The organism is Peredibacter starrii (assembly GCF_034259205.1).
Classification (GTDB): domain Bacteria; phylum Bdellovibrionota; class Bacteriovoracia; order Bacteriovoracales; family Bacteriovoracaceae; genus Peredibacter; species Peredibacter starrii.
The window spans coordinates 1,288,497-1,308,040 of record NZ_CP139487.1; the positions used below are offsets into that span (position 1 = coordinate 1,288,497).

Sequence of the window (19,544 nt, forward strand, 5' to 3'; positions counted from 1 at the left end):
GATTAATAAAGTCAATTAACGGGCTACCCCAGTTGGCTGAGGCACCGAACTCTTGATCGCCTCGTTTAGTTTTTGCATGAATCCGCCACGATTTGAGTTATCGGCGGCCGTACAGAAGCTTGGGGCAGAAGAAGTGACTGTAATAGCACCGCTACCGCTTCCCCCGAATGTTCCAAGGTATTTTTTTGAAATTTGAGACTCAAGGCTCTTACAATCCACGCCAGTTGTGACCGTCTGCCCATCAACTTGCTTTGATTCTTTCTTACAAAGTTCGGCCCAGCCTTTCTCAATTACACCCTTACACATTTTATTACTAGCGGGATCCTTTTTCTCAAGCTCAGCACACATCGTTTCGACATCTGGAGTTGTAGAAGAGGACTCATTACCAAACCCATCACATACATCTCTGAATTCAGCAATGGCCTGACCGTCTGAATATGAAGTTTGTCCAGAACGGTTCGCCGCTTTCATTGCAGCATCAAAGAGATCTGTGATCTCACCCTTACAAGCACCCATGGCATTGCTTCGAGCAGTTTCATATTTTTTACAGAAGCGAGGAAGTTTCTCACCAAGCTCACTTTGAAGTTCTTGGTTCTTCGCATTTTGCTGGTTACGTTGCTGTTCAGAGGCCTTTACGTATTCAGAGTAGTTGCGATCACACTTATCAGCGAATTTTTCAGCTGAGGAGGCAACTTCTTTATAGTTTTTCTCAGTTTGTTTAATGTGGTCGGCAAGAAGACCATTGTTTTTACCTAGGCCACCACCGACGATCTGGTTTTGTTGATCTTCAACACTCTTCTTAAGAGCGGTGATGTTCTTTTTGAACATATCAACATACTTGTCAGGGTCTTCCAGAAGAAGCTTACCGTCCGGTGAACCACTTGTAGCATCTGTAAATAGATTCAGGTAGCGGCTACCTTCTGGAACTTCACGTTCAATACCAGACGGTGAAGAGAAACCTGCACCGAACATACCACGAAGAAGTTCGCCATCTTTCATATATTTTGAAAGGGCAGAATCAAAGATTTTTACGATGTCTTTTTTGTTCTTTTCAACCAGGGCCTTATAGTTATTTACGCGTGCTGTTTTCTGGGCCTTGATTTCAGTCACAAACTTCTCAGCTTGCTGATTACATGATTGCATGTTCTTAGAACATGAAAGAGCAGCGTTGGCACAAAAGCCCGCAGCTGAAGTATTGAAACGCTCAGATGTACAAGATCCGATGGCCGAGCTATTTGCGTCTTCTGAGCTTTCACATTCAATGAGCTTCTTCTTAAGAGCTGCTTTCATTTCAGAAGCGTGGCTCTTCGCAAGGTTTTTGTAGCTTGAGTGAAGAGTGCGAAGTTTTTGAATTGCTTCGGCACCAGAAAGTTGGTTATCAAGTTTGTTCACTTTAAATTGAGCATCACAGTTACGGATAATGTCAGAGAAGAACACGCTTGGTGATTTCTTAGAGCTTGCGTCCACGACACGTGTAACGATGTTACCGCTAGCATCCGTTTCCTGAACTTCGTAAGAATTGTCCATTTTCACGTAGTAGCGATTTCCAGCAACTGATTCAAGGTTCTTAAGTTCTGACAGCTTCTTCTCAGGGCTCGTTTTATCATTGGCCATGATTGTTTTAAGCTTCTCTTTTAAAAAGTTAGAAGCGTTTTTATTGGCGAAGTCAGAAGCAGTCGGGTCATAAATTCTATCAAGTAAAGTATCAAGAGAAGAACCACCGGAAAGAGTACTGCTTAGACAGCCGTTTTTCAGTTGGTTTTCAATTGTTGTTACTTCTTTATCAAAGTTTTCAGTTGTAAGGTTTTTCACAATACTAAGGGCCTTACCAGGATTTGCACCACCGGCACTTAGTTCAGAGGCGATTGTATTGAAGTCGTTTTGTAGTTTCTGTGATTTTTCAGCGAAGCTTGTTTGAACATCAGAAAAAAGATCATTTGTCAGAAGGTTATTAGCACCATTGACTGAACTCACTGAATTCGGAAGGTTCTTTAAGAAACCAGCATAGCCTTGACCATCGGTTAATTCAGAGAAACGAAGCTCGGCCTGTTTTGCCACCTTATCAGCAAGATTATTCAGATCTTCAACCACTGCTGAGTGAGATGCAGAATATGATTCGCCTGAATACTTCGAGCCATTTACTTTTTCAGACATGGTATTTTTAAGGGTTTGATTGATGGCATTCAGACCTTTGTTTCTACCCATTTGGTTGAAAGAGTCTTTTGCAAACATCGATGTACAAGCGGGATTGTCAAAGCGTTTACCAAAGTCGAATAGATCGGGTTTTTTGCTTTTTACTTTGTTCGCAAGTTCAGAATCTCCACCTTCAAGCACCGCTACTGATTCTTCAATGGCATCAAGGTCTGAGCGCGAAGCCTCGCGGAATTGATTCTGCATGGCCTCTAGGTTAGTCGTAAGCTTGTCCAATTCATCCAGACGGTACTTAAAGAAACCGTTCAGGATATTCATGGCGTTCTTCATACAACCAACACCAAATAGCTGGCCCGCTGAGTTTGAATCGGCCGAGTAGTTTCGGTACATCTTATTAATTTGAAAGTATTGGTTAGAGTAGGCCTGCATTTCCGAAAGCTGAGCAGCTGGTGCCACACCACGGTCGGTAGTCACACCCAGAGAACACACTTCGTTTTTGGCCTCGTGAAGTGTAGTAGGAAGGGTCTTACATTCAAGCATGGCCGGGTTGATGTTATTCATCGCCATGTATTCAGTCATACCTGGCATTGAGGCCAGTTTCTGCATATTGAAGTATTTATCGGTTTGAGGAGTTTGTTGCTCCTGAAACTTCTGCATATCGAAAGCGGCCTGACCAGATAGACCTTGGTTCCCTTGTTTGATTTGATTTACTGTGCTCCAGATCTGTCCTGCCGCTTGAATGGATGTAGCGAAGGCCTCACTGGTTCCAAGGATCACATCCGATGCGCTGGTTTTCTTTTCGTCTGCTGCGAAACCAATTACTGGTGACAACACTAATTGAAGGCTCAGTGTTACAGCAAAAAGAGGGGCCAGTTTTCGTTGCTTCATATAGTTCCCTTTAAATGATTCTGTATCTTCTTGTTTTTTCGGCACTTTCTCGGGAAAAACTTAGTACCTTAAATAACTTACAGAACTACTCTCCCAATATTGTAAGTGGATGTGGTTTAGGGACCTAGGAAAAGCCCTAAGGGCGCTAATTTCTTGGCAAGATCGGCAAAAAAAGTGAAACTAAATTAGTGTAATTTCATAGGTTTTAGTCCGGAAGGGGTCCAGTGTTAGCGAAGCTATTTAGACGAAAATCGGTGCCAACTAATGATGGCGAATTAAGCGGTTCAGTGGCCCCTCGTTTACGTTTTAAGAAGGTCTTCGAGCTTCAGCTGACTAACATGGAAGATTCGCCGGTCTATGATCTGACCCATCAGTTAACGATTGGTAGCGAGATCGGAAACATCGTTATTGCTGATCCTTCAATATCACCTCGTCACGCCACTTTCATTCTTCAACAAGAAGTTATTTCAGTTATCGATCATGGAAGTGTGAGTGGGACTTTTGTGAATGGAAACAAGATCCCGCCTGGAAAGTATATTATCCTGGAAGAAAGTGATGTCTTAAAAATTGGGGACCTCGAGATTAAAATCATCACCAAGAATATTTCTGAGGAAATTGAAGAGGTCGAGGAGGCGATTGAAGAAACGATCGCTGATGAACCCGAAGAAATTGATAAGAAAAAATTTAATGTAAAAAAGCAGGCGAAAGTCATTAGCATCGATGCACCAAACTACGCGACTAACAGTCTCGTTCGCTTGGCAGCGGTTATCGGTGATTTCCTTTTGGCCTACTCACTGCTCGTGGTACTTCAGCCATTCGATGAAGTGAGAAACTTTCTTGATTTCATTCCTTCCTTTGCTCTTTCTCTAGTGGATGCCGATTGGCAGGGCATGTGGGAGGCCTTTATTGCAGATTATGGCTTTGTTGGGGCCATGGCAGAAGATGCGTTCGCTTTCTTTTCCAACACTCTTAATCCAGGACCTTTGGTCCTAATGTTTATGCTGGTTCGTCTTATCAGCACCCTGATTTTTGGAGTTTCAATTTCTGAATTGTTATTGGGAGTTGGTTCAAAAGGAAATATTCTTTGGAGAAGAATTGGGGGAGGACTTCGCGTTCTAGTGGGAATGATCACAGGACCATTTCTTGTCTTTGATCTTCCGGCTGTGATCTCAAGAAGAACCCTAAAAGAATTTTTAACTTTCACGCACACTTATTTAATTTCAAAATTATGGGCCGTCTTAGGTTCTATTGTCATTTTGCCATTGCTGCTGGCCTTGGCCCTGGTGGCTCCACTGTTTCAGGGTTTTGAATTGCCAAGAGCAATTGAGATCAATGAAAGAGTCGATCAAAGAGTTAAAGTTAAGAACCAACCGGAGAGTGCAGCTACTTTCACTCCGGTGGAAGATGCAAGTCAATCACTTGATCTAGCGCTTACTTATAATCCGGATGAACTCGTCATTATTCCTCATTTTAAATTTCATGGCGTAAGAAATAAGATCGCGCTTAAGAATGGTTTACAGTTCTATCAGAAGGACCAGCTTGCGACAGTTGGTTTTGAAGTTTTCAAAAATTTTGATTTGAAAGAGCTTCTGGGAATTGGCATGAAGGGAAATGTGTTCCTTTATGATAAATTCCCACAAATCTATAACTTTGTTTACTCGGCCGAAGACAGTAATCCGGCCTTTAAGGCCAAGGAAAATCAGGTCACTCAGTTGTCATTCGCGAATGAAATGATTGAGTTCATTAAAATGTCTTTTGCCCTGGATGCAGAGAATGCGCTCGAGAAAATGCAGACCGAGACTTTTTTCATTAAAGGTCTAATTGATTTCAAGGCCTCGTTCTTGTCACTTCTGGAATATAAAGATTTCGACAAAATTGGATTCATTAAAATTGGTAACACGATCTTCATGAAGATCAGTTTCAATAAGCAGAGGCCCTTTGATCTATTGATGCCGCTCATGAAAGGTGAGGGACGAATCTTCAAAGTTAATTTTGAAAAGAAAGAAAACTTAGAAGCGGTGGCGACCAAGTTTTATAAATACAATTTAGAGAAGTCGAATTGGAACCCTGATATTAAACGTGGCGAATCCGAAGGTATGACCGCCCTCCAGGTCCTGGATCTGTTCTCTACACCGAAACTTAAAGATATCCAGCCAGAGAAGGCACAGTCTTTATATGGTTATTATTTTGAGACCTCTTCAGCGATTCTTGGTCACGGCGATCCGGTGCTGGTGGAGGTATGGAAGAGGAACGTGAGCTCGCTTATTCAGCTTTTAGAGGCCCTTCCGGCTGCTAACACAAGCGAGAGCATTCAGAAGCTTCAGCAGAACTTTAAAGACCTGTTAGATGCCTTAGAAACGAAGAATATGGAATACTTTGGGGTGTCTCATTCGGCGAGTGTTTAATTATTCGCCGAACCCTTCAGGGACACAATAAACGTGATTGTTCCAACGAACACCAGCATCGAAGACTGAGCCAATTGAGCCCGTATCTGAGTTATTATCCACTTCGTCGCTTCTGTAGTTGAATCGACGAGTGGTTGTCAGAGAATCGGCCGGTTTATAAGTATTGCCAGTAAGTGGTATTGAAAGTTGGCTGATCGCCACACCTGTCATGACTTTACCAGAACAACAAAGATTCTTTTGAGCAGCGATAAGTTTTACTTGTCCTGGATCTTTGATGTATCCAGTGGCCGGATCGTAGGCCGAATCAGAAAGACCGCGACCTTCTGAAGAAACGTAACGGTTCAAGTAAACAGTCAGGTTAGTGAAGTCTGGTAGACAACAGCGGCGTACGTTATTGTTATTTGCCATATAACCAGTACAACACTGGCTTGCCACGGTTGTATCAGGAACTTCCTGACCAGAAGGAAGACAACAGTTGAACTCATTTTCAGAGAAGACTTTTTTGAACTGGCCCGCGCCGATTGAGAACTTGTTGTAGCTTGCGGCAGAGTAGTAGTTATAACCAGAAGAGTCCACGAAGTCAGAACCTACAGTTGAAACTTTCTGCATAACAATGGCGCCATTTGAATCAGTCAAAGGTTCGCCGGCAGCAATTGGACCTTGAGTATCACTTACCAGTTTAAAGATTTGATCATTGGTTTTCACAGCAACTTGAGGGATACCAATCAATTCTAGAGCACCGGCCCAAGTTAAATATTTATCCTCTTCAGTTGGAGTCAGACTCTTAATTTCACAAGAGGCGTTTGCATATTGATTTGGATCACACTCAAAGGCCGCATCATTAACTGGAGGCTGAATTGAAGATTCATCATCCGCTGACCAGCTGATATGTTTAAACATTGCCTTATCAATGTTCTGCATTTTGGTCTTCGCGAAGGCGTGACCTGCACCGTTTTCAGTGGCAAAGCTTCTTACCCAGTGCTGAGTACAACAAGTGCGAGAGTTCACGGCGTCGAGGGTCTTATACTGGCCCAGGATCTGGCGCATTCTTTCGATGTTGTCATTATTTGTGGCCGCAATAGAAAGTGCGAATGCCTTCGTTGAAGAAATTTCATCAGCGTTACAAGTCATCTTGTCGTAACCCGTGTGAACACGAGAGTAGCGAGAAGGAGTGGCGATATTCATATTTACGCCGGCGACCTTCACTTGCTTAGTCGAGATATCACACCACTGATAGGCCGAGGTCTGAGTTTGAGTGAAAACGGAAATCGTTTTACCAAGCTCACGACAACAGAAGTTTTTCTTAGGGTCAAAGTTAGGATTCAAGAGACCCGCTGAAACTGTTTTAAAGTCTGGGTTACCGCAAACGAGTTCTTCTTCCCAGTATTTCTCTTCAGCACTATTGATATAGGCCGAAAGGTCTGCCGATTTTGCTTTTGAAGCGATGAAGTTGGAAGGGCCACATTCCATATCAGAGAAACATGAGGCACCCGGAGCACGTAAACAAGCATTTCGCTGATAACCTACATTCGTGATTTGGGAGCCGCTGGTTGAGCTAAAGATACTGAGGTTCTTTAACGGAACCAGATCCAGAAGGTTAGACGACATGTTCTGAGCAATCGTGAACATATTAAGTGTCGTATCTCCCATTGGAAGATCGTAAATCTGCATAGAGTTTCCGGCCGCATCAGTGGCAGGACATGCGTTCAGATATTTGCTACTCATGTAGCCCGACATGGTTGGACCAGTTCCAAACAATTTATCTGAAGTTTCAGTTCTAACTGAAGGACTCAAACGGTTTAGATCAAACACGCGAGTTGCGTTTGTCAGGTCTTTACCTGGAATACAAACTGCATTTACTAAATTCGCAGTAAGGGCCGCTCTGGCCGTAGAAGGAGCGGTGGTTTTACCATAGTAATCGAACGGGCGACCAAGAATACGAGCGCCTTGTCCCACAATATCAGAATTCGGAGTCGCGACTGCCGCCGAGTTTTGCGCAGTTGGAGTATTGGCAAAACGAGCAATACGATCGTTAAACAATGAAGTCGAAGTAGGAGCACATGAATTGTTTGGAGAACAAGTCAGAGTTCCGATTAAAGGAGAGCCATTAAAAGTCGTTGTTGTTGCTGCTTGATCAAGATTATTTAAACAAGGAGCTCCACGCCCGCGGTACATACAGCGTTTGGCTTGACCGTTACTTCCACCCACAATTGAGATGAGTGTTCGCGATGTTGAACCAATTGTTTCAGATCCTGTGGCATCAAATTGCGGCCAGGTTGTCGTGATTCCGGCAACGTTCTGACAGGTATAATCGTAACCAAGTTGTCTGAAGCAATCATTGTCATTAGAGCAGTAGTGAGACTTCTGGCACTGAGCACCGTCGGTCTCAGTATCATGATCCGCAATCTCAGAAGAATAGATGGAAGTCTCAGAAACCGTCACACTGAAGTTATTATCCACGGCCATATCACCGTAGTAGGCGTTTACGGCGAGGAATAGTTTACTCGTTGTGGCCTTAATACGACGTTGGTTACCAATTGAGAACCAAGTCACACCATCAAATGATCCGATGATGGAACCATAGTCGAATCCGTACCAGTCACGACTATATCCATTGGCAAAAAGGAAATGTTGGGCCGCTAATCGAGCGCGACGTTGATCGCGTGGAGTAGAAGATTGGATATGAGACCAAGGGATCATAGTCGCTGGAACAAAACAAGCACGTCCGAATAGAAGATCATCTGAACGATATAGGCTGGCGTTTTGTTCACGACGAGATTCATAGATATCAGGAGCGTAACCTCCACCTTGACCTGCGAAGTTTTGTGGAAAAATCTTCTGAAGAGAATTGTAATAATCAGATCCACAAGTTAAGCAAGTCGAGAAGGCCCCAGAGTTAACCAGGATGTCGTACTGCTTGTCTTTTTTCACTTTAACAAGTTTTGCAGGCTTCGCTACATACGTTCCTGACTTAGCAAATGAACCATAGATCTCATTAAAGCCAGTGTATTGAGAAACGTTGGTTGGTTTTAAAACATCATTGTTTGTATAAGCAAAAGCGGTCAGCTCTTGAACCGGTGCTGAAGCATAGTCTTCATCATAGTTCACACCACTTTGGTCATAATAACGATGAGGAACGTTTTTATTTGAAACGTAAACTGTTTGGTTTGCAGGTGGCTCATCAGTACCAGAAGTAGGGTAAGTACATTCGTAGTTAACAATGGCACCACTTGTATCAGCGATAGGTTTTAGATTACAAGTTGTCGAGCTGGCACAGCTACACATGCTGTTTACTTGTGATTGAGCGGCGGTTCTAAGCTTAATAAGATCAGCTGCACCGGAAGTCACAAAGTAAGTAATCTCTATCGTTTGATTCTGATAGAGTGGGTATGAGCTATTGAAGACAATTCTGTTAGGAGACTGGTACTTCGACCAGGTAGATGTGTCTTCAGGAACTACCACTCCGCTTACCTTGATAATCACACTGGCAGTTGAAGATACATCTGCATATGAAGGAAGAAGATAAGTCTTAGTGCTATCGTGCCATGTTGATGAGTAAGTGTCTGATGAACCTTGAACGTAGGTCTTAGAACACTTCGCAAGGGTCGTTCCTACTTTTGAACATGTTCCATCAACTTTATAAGTAAGATATAGATTTCCGTCTTGAGCATTATTGGCCAAGGCCGAGGTCACATTCACAATTTGAGACGATGTTAAATTATCATTGGCCGTTCCACTAACAAATGTTGCTCCAGTAAGGGCGGTTTTGTTTAGCTCATAAAGTGTCTGACCGCCGTAAATGATCTTCACGATATTATTAGCGTAGTCACCAGTGAGGTTAGGGTTAAGCGTGGAGAAGTTTACGTCATCATTATATCCACTTGCCCCGGCCGAGAAGTTGCCTGGGATACTTGCAGATGCATTTGTGTATTTAAGCGTACAGTATGAGAACTCACCATCAACCTTGTTCACACAATTATAGAGCTGATTTAATTCCATCAGGCGGATGGCGGCTTCGTAATCAGGATTGGTACTTCCACCACCTGTGCTACCTGTTGTGCTTCCTTCAGGACGTTTTTCACAAACAAAGTAGTACTGTGGATAAACAATGAAACGATTAGGATTTGATTTTACATCTTCCTGAGCGGCCAGGAAGCCAGGCATATCAACTGCACCTGGTCTTACTGCTCCGTCTTTCACACAGGCGCCCTGTAAACAACAATCATATCCTCTCGCTGTACATGCCGAAGATTCAGCGCATGTGTTTCCTCCGCCAGAAGAAGAGCTGCCTGAAAGAGTCAGCATGAGAGAACTAAAAGTAAGTGTAGGGACCTCTTCACCGTTGATGAAGTAAAGTTTTAGGCCCGAGCTTGTTACGGTACTACTACAATTGGCGCACACTTGAGTAAGACTGAAGTGAACAGAAGGGTTCGTAGCGTTGGCGTAAAGGGCGTTCGTTAGATTGTAACTAAGACAATCGTTTTGGTTGGCCGTATCGTTAGATGGTTCAACCTGCAAATAGAACTCAGTGGTCTTCGCCACGAGATCTGTATATGACTTTGGTTTGGCCGTCAGAATCAGAAATTGATCACTGCCCGAGAGGTAAGTGTACTTACCAACCATACAAAATTTTGTCGTGTTAGGAAGAGTTCTTAGGTAAACCGAAAGATTCTTACCGCGAACCAAGAACGAGTCAGTGAAACTTACTGGAAGAGTCACATTGGTTGTTGATTGAACTGCCCCTTCCTGAATAAAAATTCCAGAAAGTGGGTATGTCGGTTCAGAATAAGTTGGAGTTGTTCCGGTACCAGGATCAGTCGTACTTCCAGATTTGACTGCGGGAGGAGTTGCAGTTGGAAGACATGAATATAGAGTAAACATCGCCATTAAAATAAGCGCGTGTACTGCTGTATAAATTGTCTTTCGTTGATTCGAGTGCAACATCCGTGTTTTCCTCTTGGGTTAACTATCGGATTTTTTGATAAAAATTTTTAAAGATCTTTATCATCCAAGACTTATTCTAAGCCTCTTAAGAGAGGCATCCGAATTCTTATTGTAAGTTATTGAAATATCCTGAATAGCTGGAAGGTTTTTCACTCTTACATGCCGAGAATTTTAGTCAGAACTAGGCAAAGTTTTCCAGTTCCTCGAGGAGCACATGTAAGGCCGCTTGAGAGAAGCGTTGTTTAAGGATTTCTCGGTCGCCTTTGAAGTGGAATGATTCTGCAGAATTGTGGCCATTCTTTGCCTTACCAATACAAACTGAACCGACAGGGAACTTATCGTTTCCTCCGCCAGGACCGGCAAAACCAGTAATAGAGATCGCGATATCGACACTGAGTTTTTCTTTAAGTCCGTGGGCCATTTCTTCGGCACACTTAATACTTACGGCCGTGCATTCTTCCAGGGTCTTGGCACTCACTCCAAGAATATGCTCTTTTACTTTTTCATCGTAACAAACGATTGAACCCATGAAGCATTGGCTGCTGCCGGACACATTGGTGATGCGATTTGAGCATAGTCCACCGGTCGCAGATTCTGCGAAACCAAAACGGATTTTTTTATGGTTGGCCACCGTCACAATTCTTTCTTCTAAGGATTCAGGTCCATAACTCCATACCGCGGACTTAATAGGAGAAGCTTCAATTACGGCCTTGACCCCAGAAACTTTTTCCGCAAGTTCACTGTGACTTTTGGCCTTGATCTTAACTCCAATATCAACACCCATGAGAATGGGAAGTGAACTCACTTCACCAAATTTTTCGAGCTTGTCCCAAAGAGTTGGATCAACTTCACCGAAAATTTTTTCTTCCGGAACTTTTTTAGTGCGAACGATGACCGTTCCCAGAACTACAGATTGATCTAACTTACTCGAAATAAGTTTAAGGAGATGCTCTTCCAGCATGCTCTTAAATTCTCGTGGCACTCCCGGAGCGGAAAAGAGGAACTTGCCATTTTGCTCTGTAAAAAAGCCCGGAGCGAATCCTGTCGCATTATTAAGCGGAATAAAATTTTCTGGAAGATAACTGTAGCCATGATCTTTTCCAGGAAATGGGCGATCAAAACGTTTGTAATTTGTCTCGGCCACTTGATGGGCCTTTTCTGAATAACTAATTTTAGCACCAAAAAATTCTGCGAGTGTTTCTTTGGTGATGTCATCTTTCGTTGGCCCAAGACCTCCCGAAGTGACAACCAGATCACATTTATCAAACAGCACTTTAAGGGCCTCGAGGATTGTAGTCTTTTCATCCCTTGCCACCATGGATTGGTGAATCTCGAGATGTGAAATCTTGAGGAATTCGGCCAGCAGCTTGGTATTCGTATCCGAAATTTTGCCGTCCAAGACCTCACTACCAATAACTAAATATCCAATCTTCATATGCACCTCAAATTACTAGGAATAATATAGAAGGAAATTCTTTGATTTTCCATGTTGCATGATGTAAAAGTCGGGCATAATGCCTAAGAAGTATCAATTTGAGCTTCCCTTTGATGTGGATCTCGAAAAATTCGTGAAGAAAACTTACCCCGAAATTCGGGAGTACCGGACTATTTCAAAAAGTCTGGATGCTCGTGGAGCTCCTCGCGGGAAAAAGCCCATTTTCCACTACATTCTAGATGCCTTAGTGACTTCGGATGATAAATTTCCCGAGGCAGAAAAATTTCCTAAGCTACAACCTCTGAAACAAAGACCAATCATTATTGGTGCTGGCCCTGGCGGTTTGTTCTGTGCTGTTCGCCTTGCTGAGTATGGCATTCCTTCGATCGTGATTGAAAGAGGGGACGATGCTTCTAAACGTATGCTTCATATTGCAAAGTTTTGGCGTTATGGAGAATTAGATCCTGAAACCAACGTTTGTTATGGTGAAGGTGGAGCGGGGCTATTTTCAGACGGTAAACTCATTACACGCATTAAATCTAATCTCGTTCAATACGTGATGGAAAAGTTTGTCGACTTTGGTGCACCGGCCGATACCGCCTATGTTTCAAATCCTCACTTAGGCTCAAATAAAATCAGAACGATTATCACTCAGATTTCAAACTGGCTTCGCGCTCAGGGAACTGAGCTTCGTTACAATACTCGCGTAGATGAAATTCTCACTGAAGGTACGAAAGTCATCGGTGTGAAACTTTCAACTGGTGAGAAGCTTTATTCAGATCATGTGGTGCTTGCCACCGGTCACTCTGCTCAGGATCTTTATCAGCATCTGGCCGATATCAAAGTCGCCATGAAGCCTAAAGATTTCGCAATTGGTGTTCGAGTAGAACACTCACGTCGTTATATTGATTCACTTCAACACGGAAAATTTTGTGAAGCTCCGGAAATGGGCTCAGCTCGTTATCGTTTGAGCTGGCACGATAAATGGACCGATCGTGGTGTTTATAGTTTTTGTATGTGTCCGGGGGGCTATGTTCTATCAAGTGGTACAGAGAAGGATGGAATTGTTGTTAATGGCATGAGTAACTATGCCCGCAATTCTCCTTGGTCAAATGCCGCTTTGGTGGTTTCAGTTAAATCAGACAGAGATTTAAAATCAAATGATCTTATGGCCGGACTAAAATTTCAGCATGAGATTGAGCAGAAAGCTTTTGCTCTCTCGAAGAAGCACGCCACTGGAAGAGAGCTTCCGGCGATGACGATCAAAGAATTCATGGACGGGAAGCTTAACGATAAACCACTTCCAAAAACTTCTTCACCTTCAGGAATTTTCAAGGCCGACATCCGCGAAATCTTTCCTCCATTCGTAATTGAGCACTTAAAAAAAGGTCTTTCAGAATTTAATAAAGATCTTCCAGGCTTCATTTATGAGGAAGGTCTTTTAATTGCTCCTGAGACCAGAACGTCAGCACCTCTCACGATTCTGCGTGATAAGAAGACACTTCTTTCAGTTTCTCACCAAGGTCTTTATCCATGTGGAGAAGGCGCGGGATATGCCGGAGGGATTACCTCGGCAGCGGTGGATGGCGTGAAATGTGCTCTGAGTATTTTAGAACAAGAATCACTTCTCCCACGCTAGTTGCCTGAAATTAGGTAAAATCGCTCCAACTGACTCTCAAAAAACAGAAAAAAATCCATCGGTTAACCCAATTTTGACTCGTCATTTAAACCTTGGTCTTGTAGACTCCCTCCATTAATCCCCACTATTGAGGACATTCATGAAATTAAAGAACATTGCCGTTGTGGCCCACGTGGACCACGGTAAAACGACTCTTGTTGACCAACTTCTAAAGTATTCAGGTACATTTTCTGCTCACGAACAAGTAGCAGAACGTGTAATGGACTCAGGAGAGTTGGAACGTGAGCGCGGAATTACAATTAAAGCGAAGAACTGTGCGATCCGTTGGAAAGAAACGAAAGTAAACCTTCTGGATACTCCAGGTCACGCCGATTTCGGTGGTGAAGTTGAACGTTCTCTTATGATGGTGGATGGTATTCTACTTCTAGTAGATGCTTCTGAGGGTCCTCTTCCTCAAACTCGTTTCGTATTAACTAAAGCGCTTGAGCGCGGAATTCGTGTTGGTGTTTTCATTAACAAAGTTGACCGTGCCGATGAACGTATCGATGAAGTTCGTGGTGAAGTAGAAGACCTTCTTCTGGAAATCGCTTCTAACTCTGGTCACGATATCGATCTTGATATTCCTTTCTACTACGGTTCTGGCCGTAATGCTTACGCTTCGAAAGATAAAACTCGTCGTGAAGGTAACATGGATCCACTTCTAGACTTCCTAGTAAGTGACTATTACCCGTCTCCGAATTTCGATAAGGCTGGTTCAGCACAACTTCTTGTGACTAACCTTTCATACTCAAACTACCTTGGCTCATTGATGGTAGGTCGTATCACTCGTGGTAAGATCGAAAACAGTAAGCAAATTGCTCACATCGGTGCTGACGGTAAAGTAAAACCTTTCAAGGTTTCTTCACTTCAGATCTATGATGGTCTTGGTATGGCGACAGTTGATTCAGCTGAAGCTGGTGAAATCGTAATTATCTCTGGTTTCGAAAACGGAGACATCGGTGACACTCTTGCCGCTGTTGATAATCCTGAAGCACTTCCTCGTATTGAAGTTGAACCACCAACAGTATCGGTTCAGGTATCTGTATCAACTTCTCCAATGTCTGGTCGTGAAGGTGAGTACCTAACGTCTAGAAAACTAGAAGAGTTCCTAATCGATGCGATTCGTAAGAACGTATCACTTAAGTATGAGCCAACTGAAGATCCAAAAGTTTTCATCCTGAAAGCGCGTGGTGAACTTCAAGTTGCTGTAGTATTCGAAGAAATTCGTCGTGCTGGTTACGAGCTTATGATCGCTCGTCCGCAAGTTATTACAAAAGAAATCGATGGCGTTCTTATGGAGCCATTCGAGCGTCTGGTTCTGGACGTTCCTGATGATTCAACAGGTGCAATCACTGAAAAGATGGCAACTCGTAAAGGTCGTCTTGAGGCCATGGCACCATTCGGTGAAGGTCGTACTCGTATGGAATTCCATGTTCCATCACGTGGTCTAATCGGTTACCGTTCAACATTCCTAACTGATACTCGTGGTCAGGGTCTTATGTCTTCTTACTTCGTAGGATATGAGCCGCACGTAGGTAAAATGCTTGCTCGTCAGAACGGTGCTCTTATTTCTGACCGTGCTGGTAAAATCACTCCATACGCTCTTTTCAACCTTCTTTCTTCAGGAAAACAATTCGTTCTTCCTACAGAGCAAACATATGAAGGTCAGGTAGTAGGCGAGCACACGCGTCCGAACGATCTGAACGTTAACGTATGTCGTGAAAAGCACCTTTCATCAGTACGTACTGCAGGTAAAGATGAGAACATTATTCTTCCACCGATTCCTCCAAGAACTCTTGACTGGGCACTTGATTGGATCGATGACGATGAGTGGGTAGAAGTAACTCCGAAGAATATTCGTATTCGTAAAAAAGAACTAAATCAAAACATGCGTAAAGTTACGCGTTAATAAAAGAGGGAGCTTCGGCTCCCTTTTTTTATGTCCAATTTGTTCAGTTATCTTGCGAAAGACTTCATTCATCCAATCAACGCTCCATTGTTATAATCAGATTAGTCGCTATGTCTCTCATCATGAAAGGAGGGATTATGAAAAAACTAATCTGTTCCATCTTATTACTCAGTGTAAGTTTGTATGGAAGTGCGGCCACTACTCCCAAAAAGGTTTCGTCTGCTGCGAGTGCTGATATTGGAGTGGCGACACCTCCTGAAGCAAGCACCAGCCGTTCCGGAATGTCTAATAGTACGGGTGTGACAACGGATGAAATGAATACATCTCCCAATCCGGCCCCTGCCACTGAAGATGAATTGTTACGTGATACCACTTTAACCAGAGACAATCCTTCTTCTGGACCTTCAAAGGCGGAGGGTAAGGGAATGGAAGCGCAACAAGACGAGAATGCGCTAGACTACAGTACAACTCCTAAGAATCAAAAAGAGATTCCTCCCGCAACCAAACAGAATTCTAACAAGATCGGGAATTAAAGTTCTTTGCTCCACTATCCGATAAGTAGGATAGTGGGGAAGAGCTTATGAAATTTATCCTATCTGGTGTTTTACTACTTACAACAATGGCATGGGCCGGTTCTGTTAAAGATTTTAATAAAGAGCTTATTGAAACAGCGAAAACTGATTTCAAAAAAGATGAAGATACATTCAAAACCAGGGCCGCGCGTGCCCCCGCCTCGGTAGAAGTTGAAGTTGCACCGGCCGATGAAGTGCCAAACAAAATCGATAAAAACGTCCGGCAGATCGGACCGAATAAATGGTAGAAAAGATGGACGAAAAGTCCCTCTTTTTATTTGAGCAATTTCTTTCGTTTCCGATAAGTCTTCAATGAAATTTCATCTCTCACTTTTGTTCTTCTTTGCTTGTTCTCAAGTTCACGCTTTAAGTTGTCAGCAACCAAGTTTAAAGCTTGGTGCCGATGTCTTAAAAGAGCTGAGTGATAATCCCATCAATTGCCAAAATAATTCTGTGCATCTGACCTTCGATGATGGCCCTAATGCCCAGGTGACTCCTGCTCTTTTGAAAGAGCTAAAAGCTCGCAACGTGAAGGCCACCTTCTTTGTCTCAACTACGAATCTCGAGGCGGCAAATCGTAATCACGACACTAATCTCGCGCTGGTCAATGAGACCATGAATGCGGGACATCTCATTGCAAGTCATGGCCATGAACATAATGCCTATGATCTACGCATGGATGGAAAGGGCGAGGTGCTTGAGAAAGGATTTACTGACCAGGAAAAAGAGCAACAGATTGCTCGAAGTGTTCAGCTCCTGAACTACGCCACTCAAAATCGTTTTAGTAATCAAAAAACAATGCTCTTCCGTTTCCCCTATGGAAGAGGTGCTATGCCCTCCGCGGCCGAATTAAAACGTATGGACCAACAAGGCATCATGCGCTTTCAAAGCACAAACTACGCGGGCCAATTAGCGGAATACCGACGCCAGAGTGCTCCTTTGCAGGTCCTTGCGAGTAATGGTTTTTCTCATTTGGGTTGGAACCATGATTCAGGTGATTCATCATTTGGAATGGGAATGCCCAATGCGGACGCTTTGAAAGGTTATGTTTTGAAAAACCTCAAGGCCATGTGTTCTGGTAATTCAACTCAAGTGGCCCTTTTTCATGACATCAAAGTCATGAATACCGTCGCGATTCCCGTCATCATTGATATCGGAAGATGTCTGGGGCTAAAATTTATTTCTCCGAATGAAATGATGGCGAATAAGACCAGCTTAGTTGAACGTGGGGTCTTAATTCAGAAGTCTCAAACTCAGCGAGCACCAGCTGATACACTTGGTGAGCTGATTGCAACGGTCACGAAAGCAGGATCTCCTAATCCAGAGTGTCCACCTGAGAAAGATCAAACTTGTTATAGTGAGCAGTATAAACGGAGATATCAGGAATGCGAGGGCGGGGCTTCCATCTGCCTTGGCGGTCGTTGGTACTCCCGCCAAGATCCGATGATTCTTTTGAACTGTAATTTGAAAGACTAGCGGTTCATTAGCTTACTTAAAAAATCCACAGGAACCGGGAAGAAAGTCGTTGAGCTATTATTTGAACCAGCAACTTCTCTCATGGTCTCTAAGAAACGAAGAGTGATGGCGTCTTTTTGTTCACCCAAAACCTGAGCGGCCTCTGCAAGCTTCTTAGAGGCCTCGAATTCACCCTGAGCAGAAATGATTTTCGCACGCTTTTCACGTTCAGCTTCAGCTTGCTTTGCCATTGCTCTTTGCATTTCAACCGGAAGGTCGATGGCCTTAACTTCAACGTTTGTTACTTTAATACCCCATGGCTCTGTTAATTCGTCCAGAATGCCCTGAAGCTTAGAGTTGATTGCATCACGGTGAGCAAGAATCTCATCCAGCTCATACTGACCTACAACTGAGCGGAGAGTTGTTTGAGAGATTTGAGCAGTCGCGTGGTAATAATTCTCTACAGAGATAATAGCGCGTTCTGGATTACTGACCTTGAAGTAAACGACGGCATTCACTTTAAGAGTCACGTTATCTTTTGAGATGATGTCCTGAGAAGGGACATCCATCGTCACAAGACGAAGATCAACTTTGATCATTTTTTCAAGACCTGGGATCAGGATGATAAGTCCCGGACCACGAACTCCTGAAAATTTACCCAGACGGAAAATAACACCTCTTTCATATTCATTAAGAATTTTGAAAGCGCTAAACAGAATAAGTCCAGCGAAGACAATAAAAGGCAAGAACGTTAGAGACATGGAAGCTCCTTATGAGTGAGATGTCTTTTTAATTTTTATGAGTAATTGTTTTGAATCAACTGAAACTACTTCAACTTGATCACCAATTTCAAAATTTTCCTGGGCCTCGGCCCTCCAGATTTCTCCCAACACTTTTACCTGGTATTGATCACCAGAGAGTCGAGTGAGAACTGATCCCTTTGCTCCAGTGGGTAGAAAGAAGTCGCCAGGGCTTTTTTGTTTTTTCTTATCATTCCAAAGATACCAGACCATGAGGCCGATTGCGAATACAACTCCGGCGAGGGTAGAGAAAAGCACTGGATATTGAACTGAGATATAACCTGCATCGCCATGGAACAAAAAGAGAGAACCAACTACGAATGCCGCAAGACCTGCGACAGAAAGTAAACCATAGCTGGTAATAAAAACCTCCAATACTAAGAGACCAATTCCTAGAACGATCAGACCCATTGATCCCCAATCAAGTGGCAGTACTTGGAAAGCAATCGCGGCGAGAATAATGAAGGCCACGCCAAAAGAGCCGGCCACATATCCACCAGGAGCTTGTAGTTCAAAATAAATCAGTGCTACACCGATTAGGAATAGAAAGTAAGCAGTAGAAGGATTTGCTAGAACTTCCAGAAGCTTTTGACCCATGGTCGCTTCATATTCTTTAAATTGAAGATTATTACTTAGCCTTAGGGTCTTAATATCGCCATCAAGAGAAAGAGTTTTCCCATTGAGGTATGTGATAAGATCTTGCTCGTTTGAAATCACACCATTAATGATCCCAAGTTTAATGGCCTCAGCGTCGGTGTAAGACTCCGCGCCAGTAATCATTTTTTCAAATGGCAGGGAAGGGCGTCCGCGAGAAGTGCTAAGTGAACGCACAAGAGCGGTCAAATCATTCAGGGCCTTTTTACGCCCATCACCTTCTTTAATATCTTCACCAAGTCCAACTGGAGTCGCGGCGCCGATGTTTGAACCAGGAGACATGAAAAGAAAATGTGAGGCAGAGGCAATGATCGCTCCAGCACTTGAAGCTGATGCACCCTCCGGAGTGATCCAGACCACTACCGGTCTTTTCTCACGGCCAAACATGGTGATGATGTCTTTCGTCGTCGTGACGAGGCCCCCTGGGGTGTTCATTTTGAGCACAATCAGTGAGGTCTTAGGCAAAGCTTTGAAATGTTGGTTCAGATAATCGTAGGACGCAGGAGTAATGGCAGAATTTATGCTTAACAGACTGATCTCGTTCACCACATAGTCTGAACAAAGCCCCGTTAAAGGCAAAACTCCCAAGACAAAAACCAAAAACTGCAGTATTATTCTCTGTCTCATATACATCCTAGGTTAATGAAAACCAG

11 protein-coding genes are annotated in these 19,544 nt (G+C 43.4%); 6 read left to right on the plus strand and 5 right to left on the minus strand.

Annotated elements, in window-relative coordinates:
* Positions 1-15: 15 nt before the first annotated feature.
* Complete coding sequence (locus SOO65_RS06420; protein WP_321398518.1) at positions 16-3,039, minus strand: hypothetical protein; 3,024 nt, start codon at positions 3,037-3,039, stop codon at positions 16-18.
* Between the two features lie 224 nt (positions 3,040-3,263).
* On the opposite strand from SOO65_RS06420, the gene SOO65_RS06425 reads away from it, so the two are divergent.
* The gene (locus tag SOO65_RS06425) at positions 3,264-5,444 is read left to right on the plus strand and encodes an FHA domain-containing protein (protein ID WP_321398519.1); all 2,181 of its coding nucleotides are present in this window, start codon (positions 3,264-3,266) and stop codon (positions 5,442-5,444) included.
* Here SOO65_RS06425 and SOO65_RS06430 read toward each other — a convergent pair whose 3' ends face one another.
* Together SOO65_RS06430 and SOO65_RS06435 are read right to left on the minus strand one after the other, a co-directional pair.
* On the minus strand, positions 5,445-10,388 hold the full coding sequence (locus SOO65_RS06430) for a hypothetical protein (RefSeq protein WP_321398521.1): 4,944 nt from the start codon (positions 10,386-10,388) through the stop codon (positions 5,445-5,447).
* Positions 10,389-10,569: 181 nt separating this feature from the next.
* Complete coding sequence (locus tag SOO65_RS06435; protein ID WP_321398523.1) at positions 10,570-11,823, minus strand: nicotinamide-nucleotide amidohydrolase family protein; 1,254 nt, start codon at positions 11,821-11,823, stop codon at positions 10,570-10,572.
* Positions 11,824-11,902: 79 nt separating this feature from the next.
* Here SOO65_RS06435 and SOO65_RS06440 point away from each other — a divergent pair, with 79 nt between their 5' ends.
* The 5 genes from SOO65_RS06440 (at position 11,903) to SOO65_RS06460 (ending at position 17,458) form a co-directional block, all read left to right on the plus strand.
* Entirely contained in the window at positions 11,903-13,462 is a 1,560-nt protein-coding gene (locus tag SOO65_RS06440; protein ID WP_321398525.1) for an NAD(P)/FAD-dependent oxidoreductase, read from the plus strand.
* A 139-nt stretch (positions 13,463-13,601) separates the two neighbouring features.
* Positions 13,602-15,410, plus strand: a complete 1,809-nt coding sequence (gene typA / locus SOO65_RS06445) for a translational GTPase TypA (protein ID WP_321398527.1) — start codon at positions 13,602-13,604, stop codon at positions 15,408-15,410.
* Positions 15,411-15,547: 137 nt separating this feature from the next.
* Positions 15,548-15,943 carry a hypothetical protein gene (locus SOO65_RS06450; protein ID WP_321398529.1) on the plus strand — a complete coding sequence of 132 codons (396 nt, stop codon included), beginning with the start codon at positions 15,548-15,550 and terminating at the stop codon, positions 15,941-15,943.
* A gap of 47 nt (positions 15,944-15,990) precedes the next feature.
* A complete protein-coding gene (locus SOO65_RS06455; RefSeq protein WP_321398531.1) occupies positions 15,991-16,230 on the plus strand; it encodes a hypothetical protein in 240 nt (79 codons plus the stop codon).
* Positions 16,231-16,294: 64 nt separating this feature from the next.
* Entirely contained in the window at positions 16,295-17,458 is a 1,164-nt protein-coding gene (locus tag SOO65_RS06460) for a polysaccharide deacetylase family protein (RefSeq protein WP_321398533.1), read from the plus strand.
* Here SOO65_RS06460 and SOO65_RS06465 read toward each other — a convergent pair.
* Both SOO65_RS06465 and SOO65_RS06470 read right to left on the minus strand, forming a co-directional pair.
* Positions 17,455-18,198 carry a slipin family protein gene (locus SOO65_RS06465; protein WP_321398535.1) on the minus strand — a complete coding sequence of 248 codons (744 nt, stop codon included), beginning with the start codon at positions 18,196-18,198 and terminating at the stop codon, positions 17,455-17,457. The two genes, SOO65_RS06460 and SOO65_RS06465, sit on opposite strands and share 4 nt — an antisense overlap.
* Positions 18,199-18,207: 9 nt before the next feature.
* Positions 18,208-19,518 carry an NfeD family protein gene (locus SOO65_RS06470; RefSeq protein ID WP_321398537.1) on the minus strand — a complete coding sequence of 437 codons (1,311 nt, stop codon included), beginning with the start codon at positions 19,516-19,518 and terminating at the stop codon, positions 18,208-18,210.
* Positions 19,519-19,544: the final 26 nt, after the last annotated feature.

Bases quoted from the DNA above. Each gene is read 5' to 3' on its own strand.
- SOO65_RS06450 (WP_321398529.1), top strand. From the start codon at position 15,548: ATGAAAAAACTAATCTGTTCCATCTTATTACTCAGTGTAAGTTTGTAT.
- SOO65_RS06420 (WP_321398518.1), bottom strand. From the start codon at position 3,039: ATGAAGCAACGAAAACTGGCCCCTCTTTTTGCTGTAACACTGAGCCTT.
- typA (WP_321398527.1), top strand. From the start codon at position 13,602: ATGAAATTAAAGAACATTGCCGTTGTGGCCCACGTGGACCACGGTAAA.
- SOO65_RS06455 (WP_321398531.1), top strand. From the start codon at position 15,991: ATGAAATTTATCCTATCTGGTGTTTTACTACTTACAACAATGGCATGG.
- SOO65_RS06470 (WP_321398537.1), bottom strand. From the start codon at position 19,518: ATGAGACAGAGAATAATACTGCAGTTTTTGGTTTTTGTCTTGGGAGTT.
- SOO65_RS06430 (WP_321398521.1), bottom strand. From the start codon at position 10,388: ATGTTGCACTCGAATCAACGAAAGACAATTTATACAGCAGTACACGCG.
- SOO65_RS06435 (WP_321398523.1), bottom strand. From the start codon at position 11,823: ATGAAGATTGGATATTTAGTTATTGGTAGTGAGGTCTTGGACGGCAAA.
- SOO65_RS06440 (WP_321398525.1), top strand. From the start codon at position 11,903: ATGCCTAAGAAGTATCAATTTGAGCTTCCCTTTGATGTGGATCTCGAA.
- SOO65_RS06460 (WP_321398533.1), top strand. From the start codon at position 16,295: ATGAAATTTCATCTCTCACTTTTGTTCTTCTTTGCTTGTTCTCAAGTT.
- SOO65_RS06465 (WP_321398535.1), bottom strand. From the start codon at position 18,198: ATGTCTCTAACGTTCTTGCCTTTTATTGTCTTCGCTGGACTTATTCTG.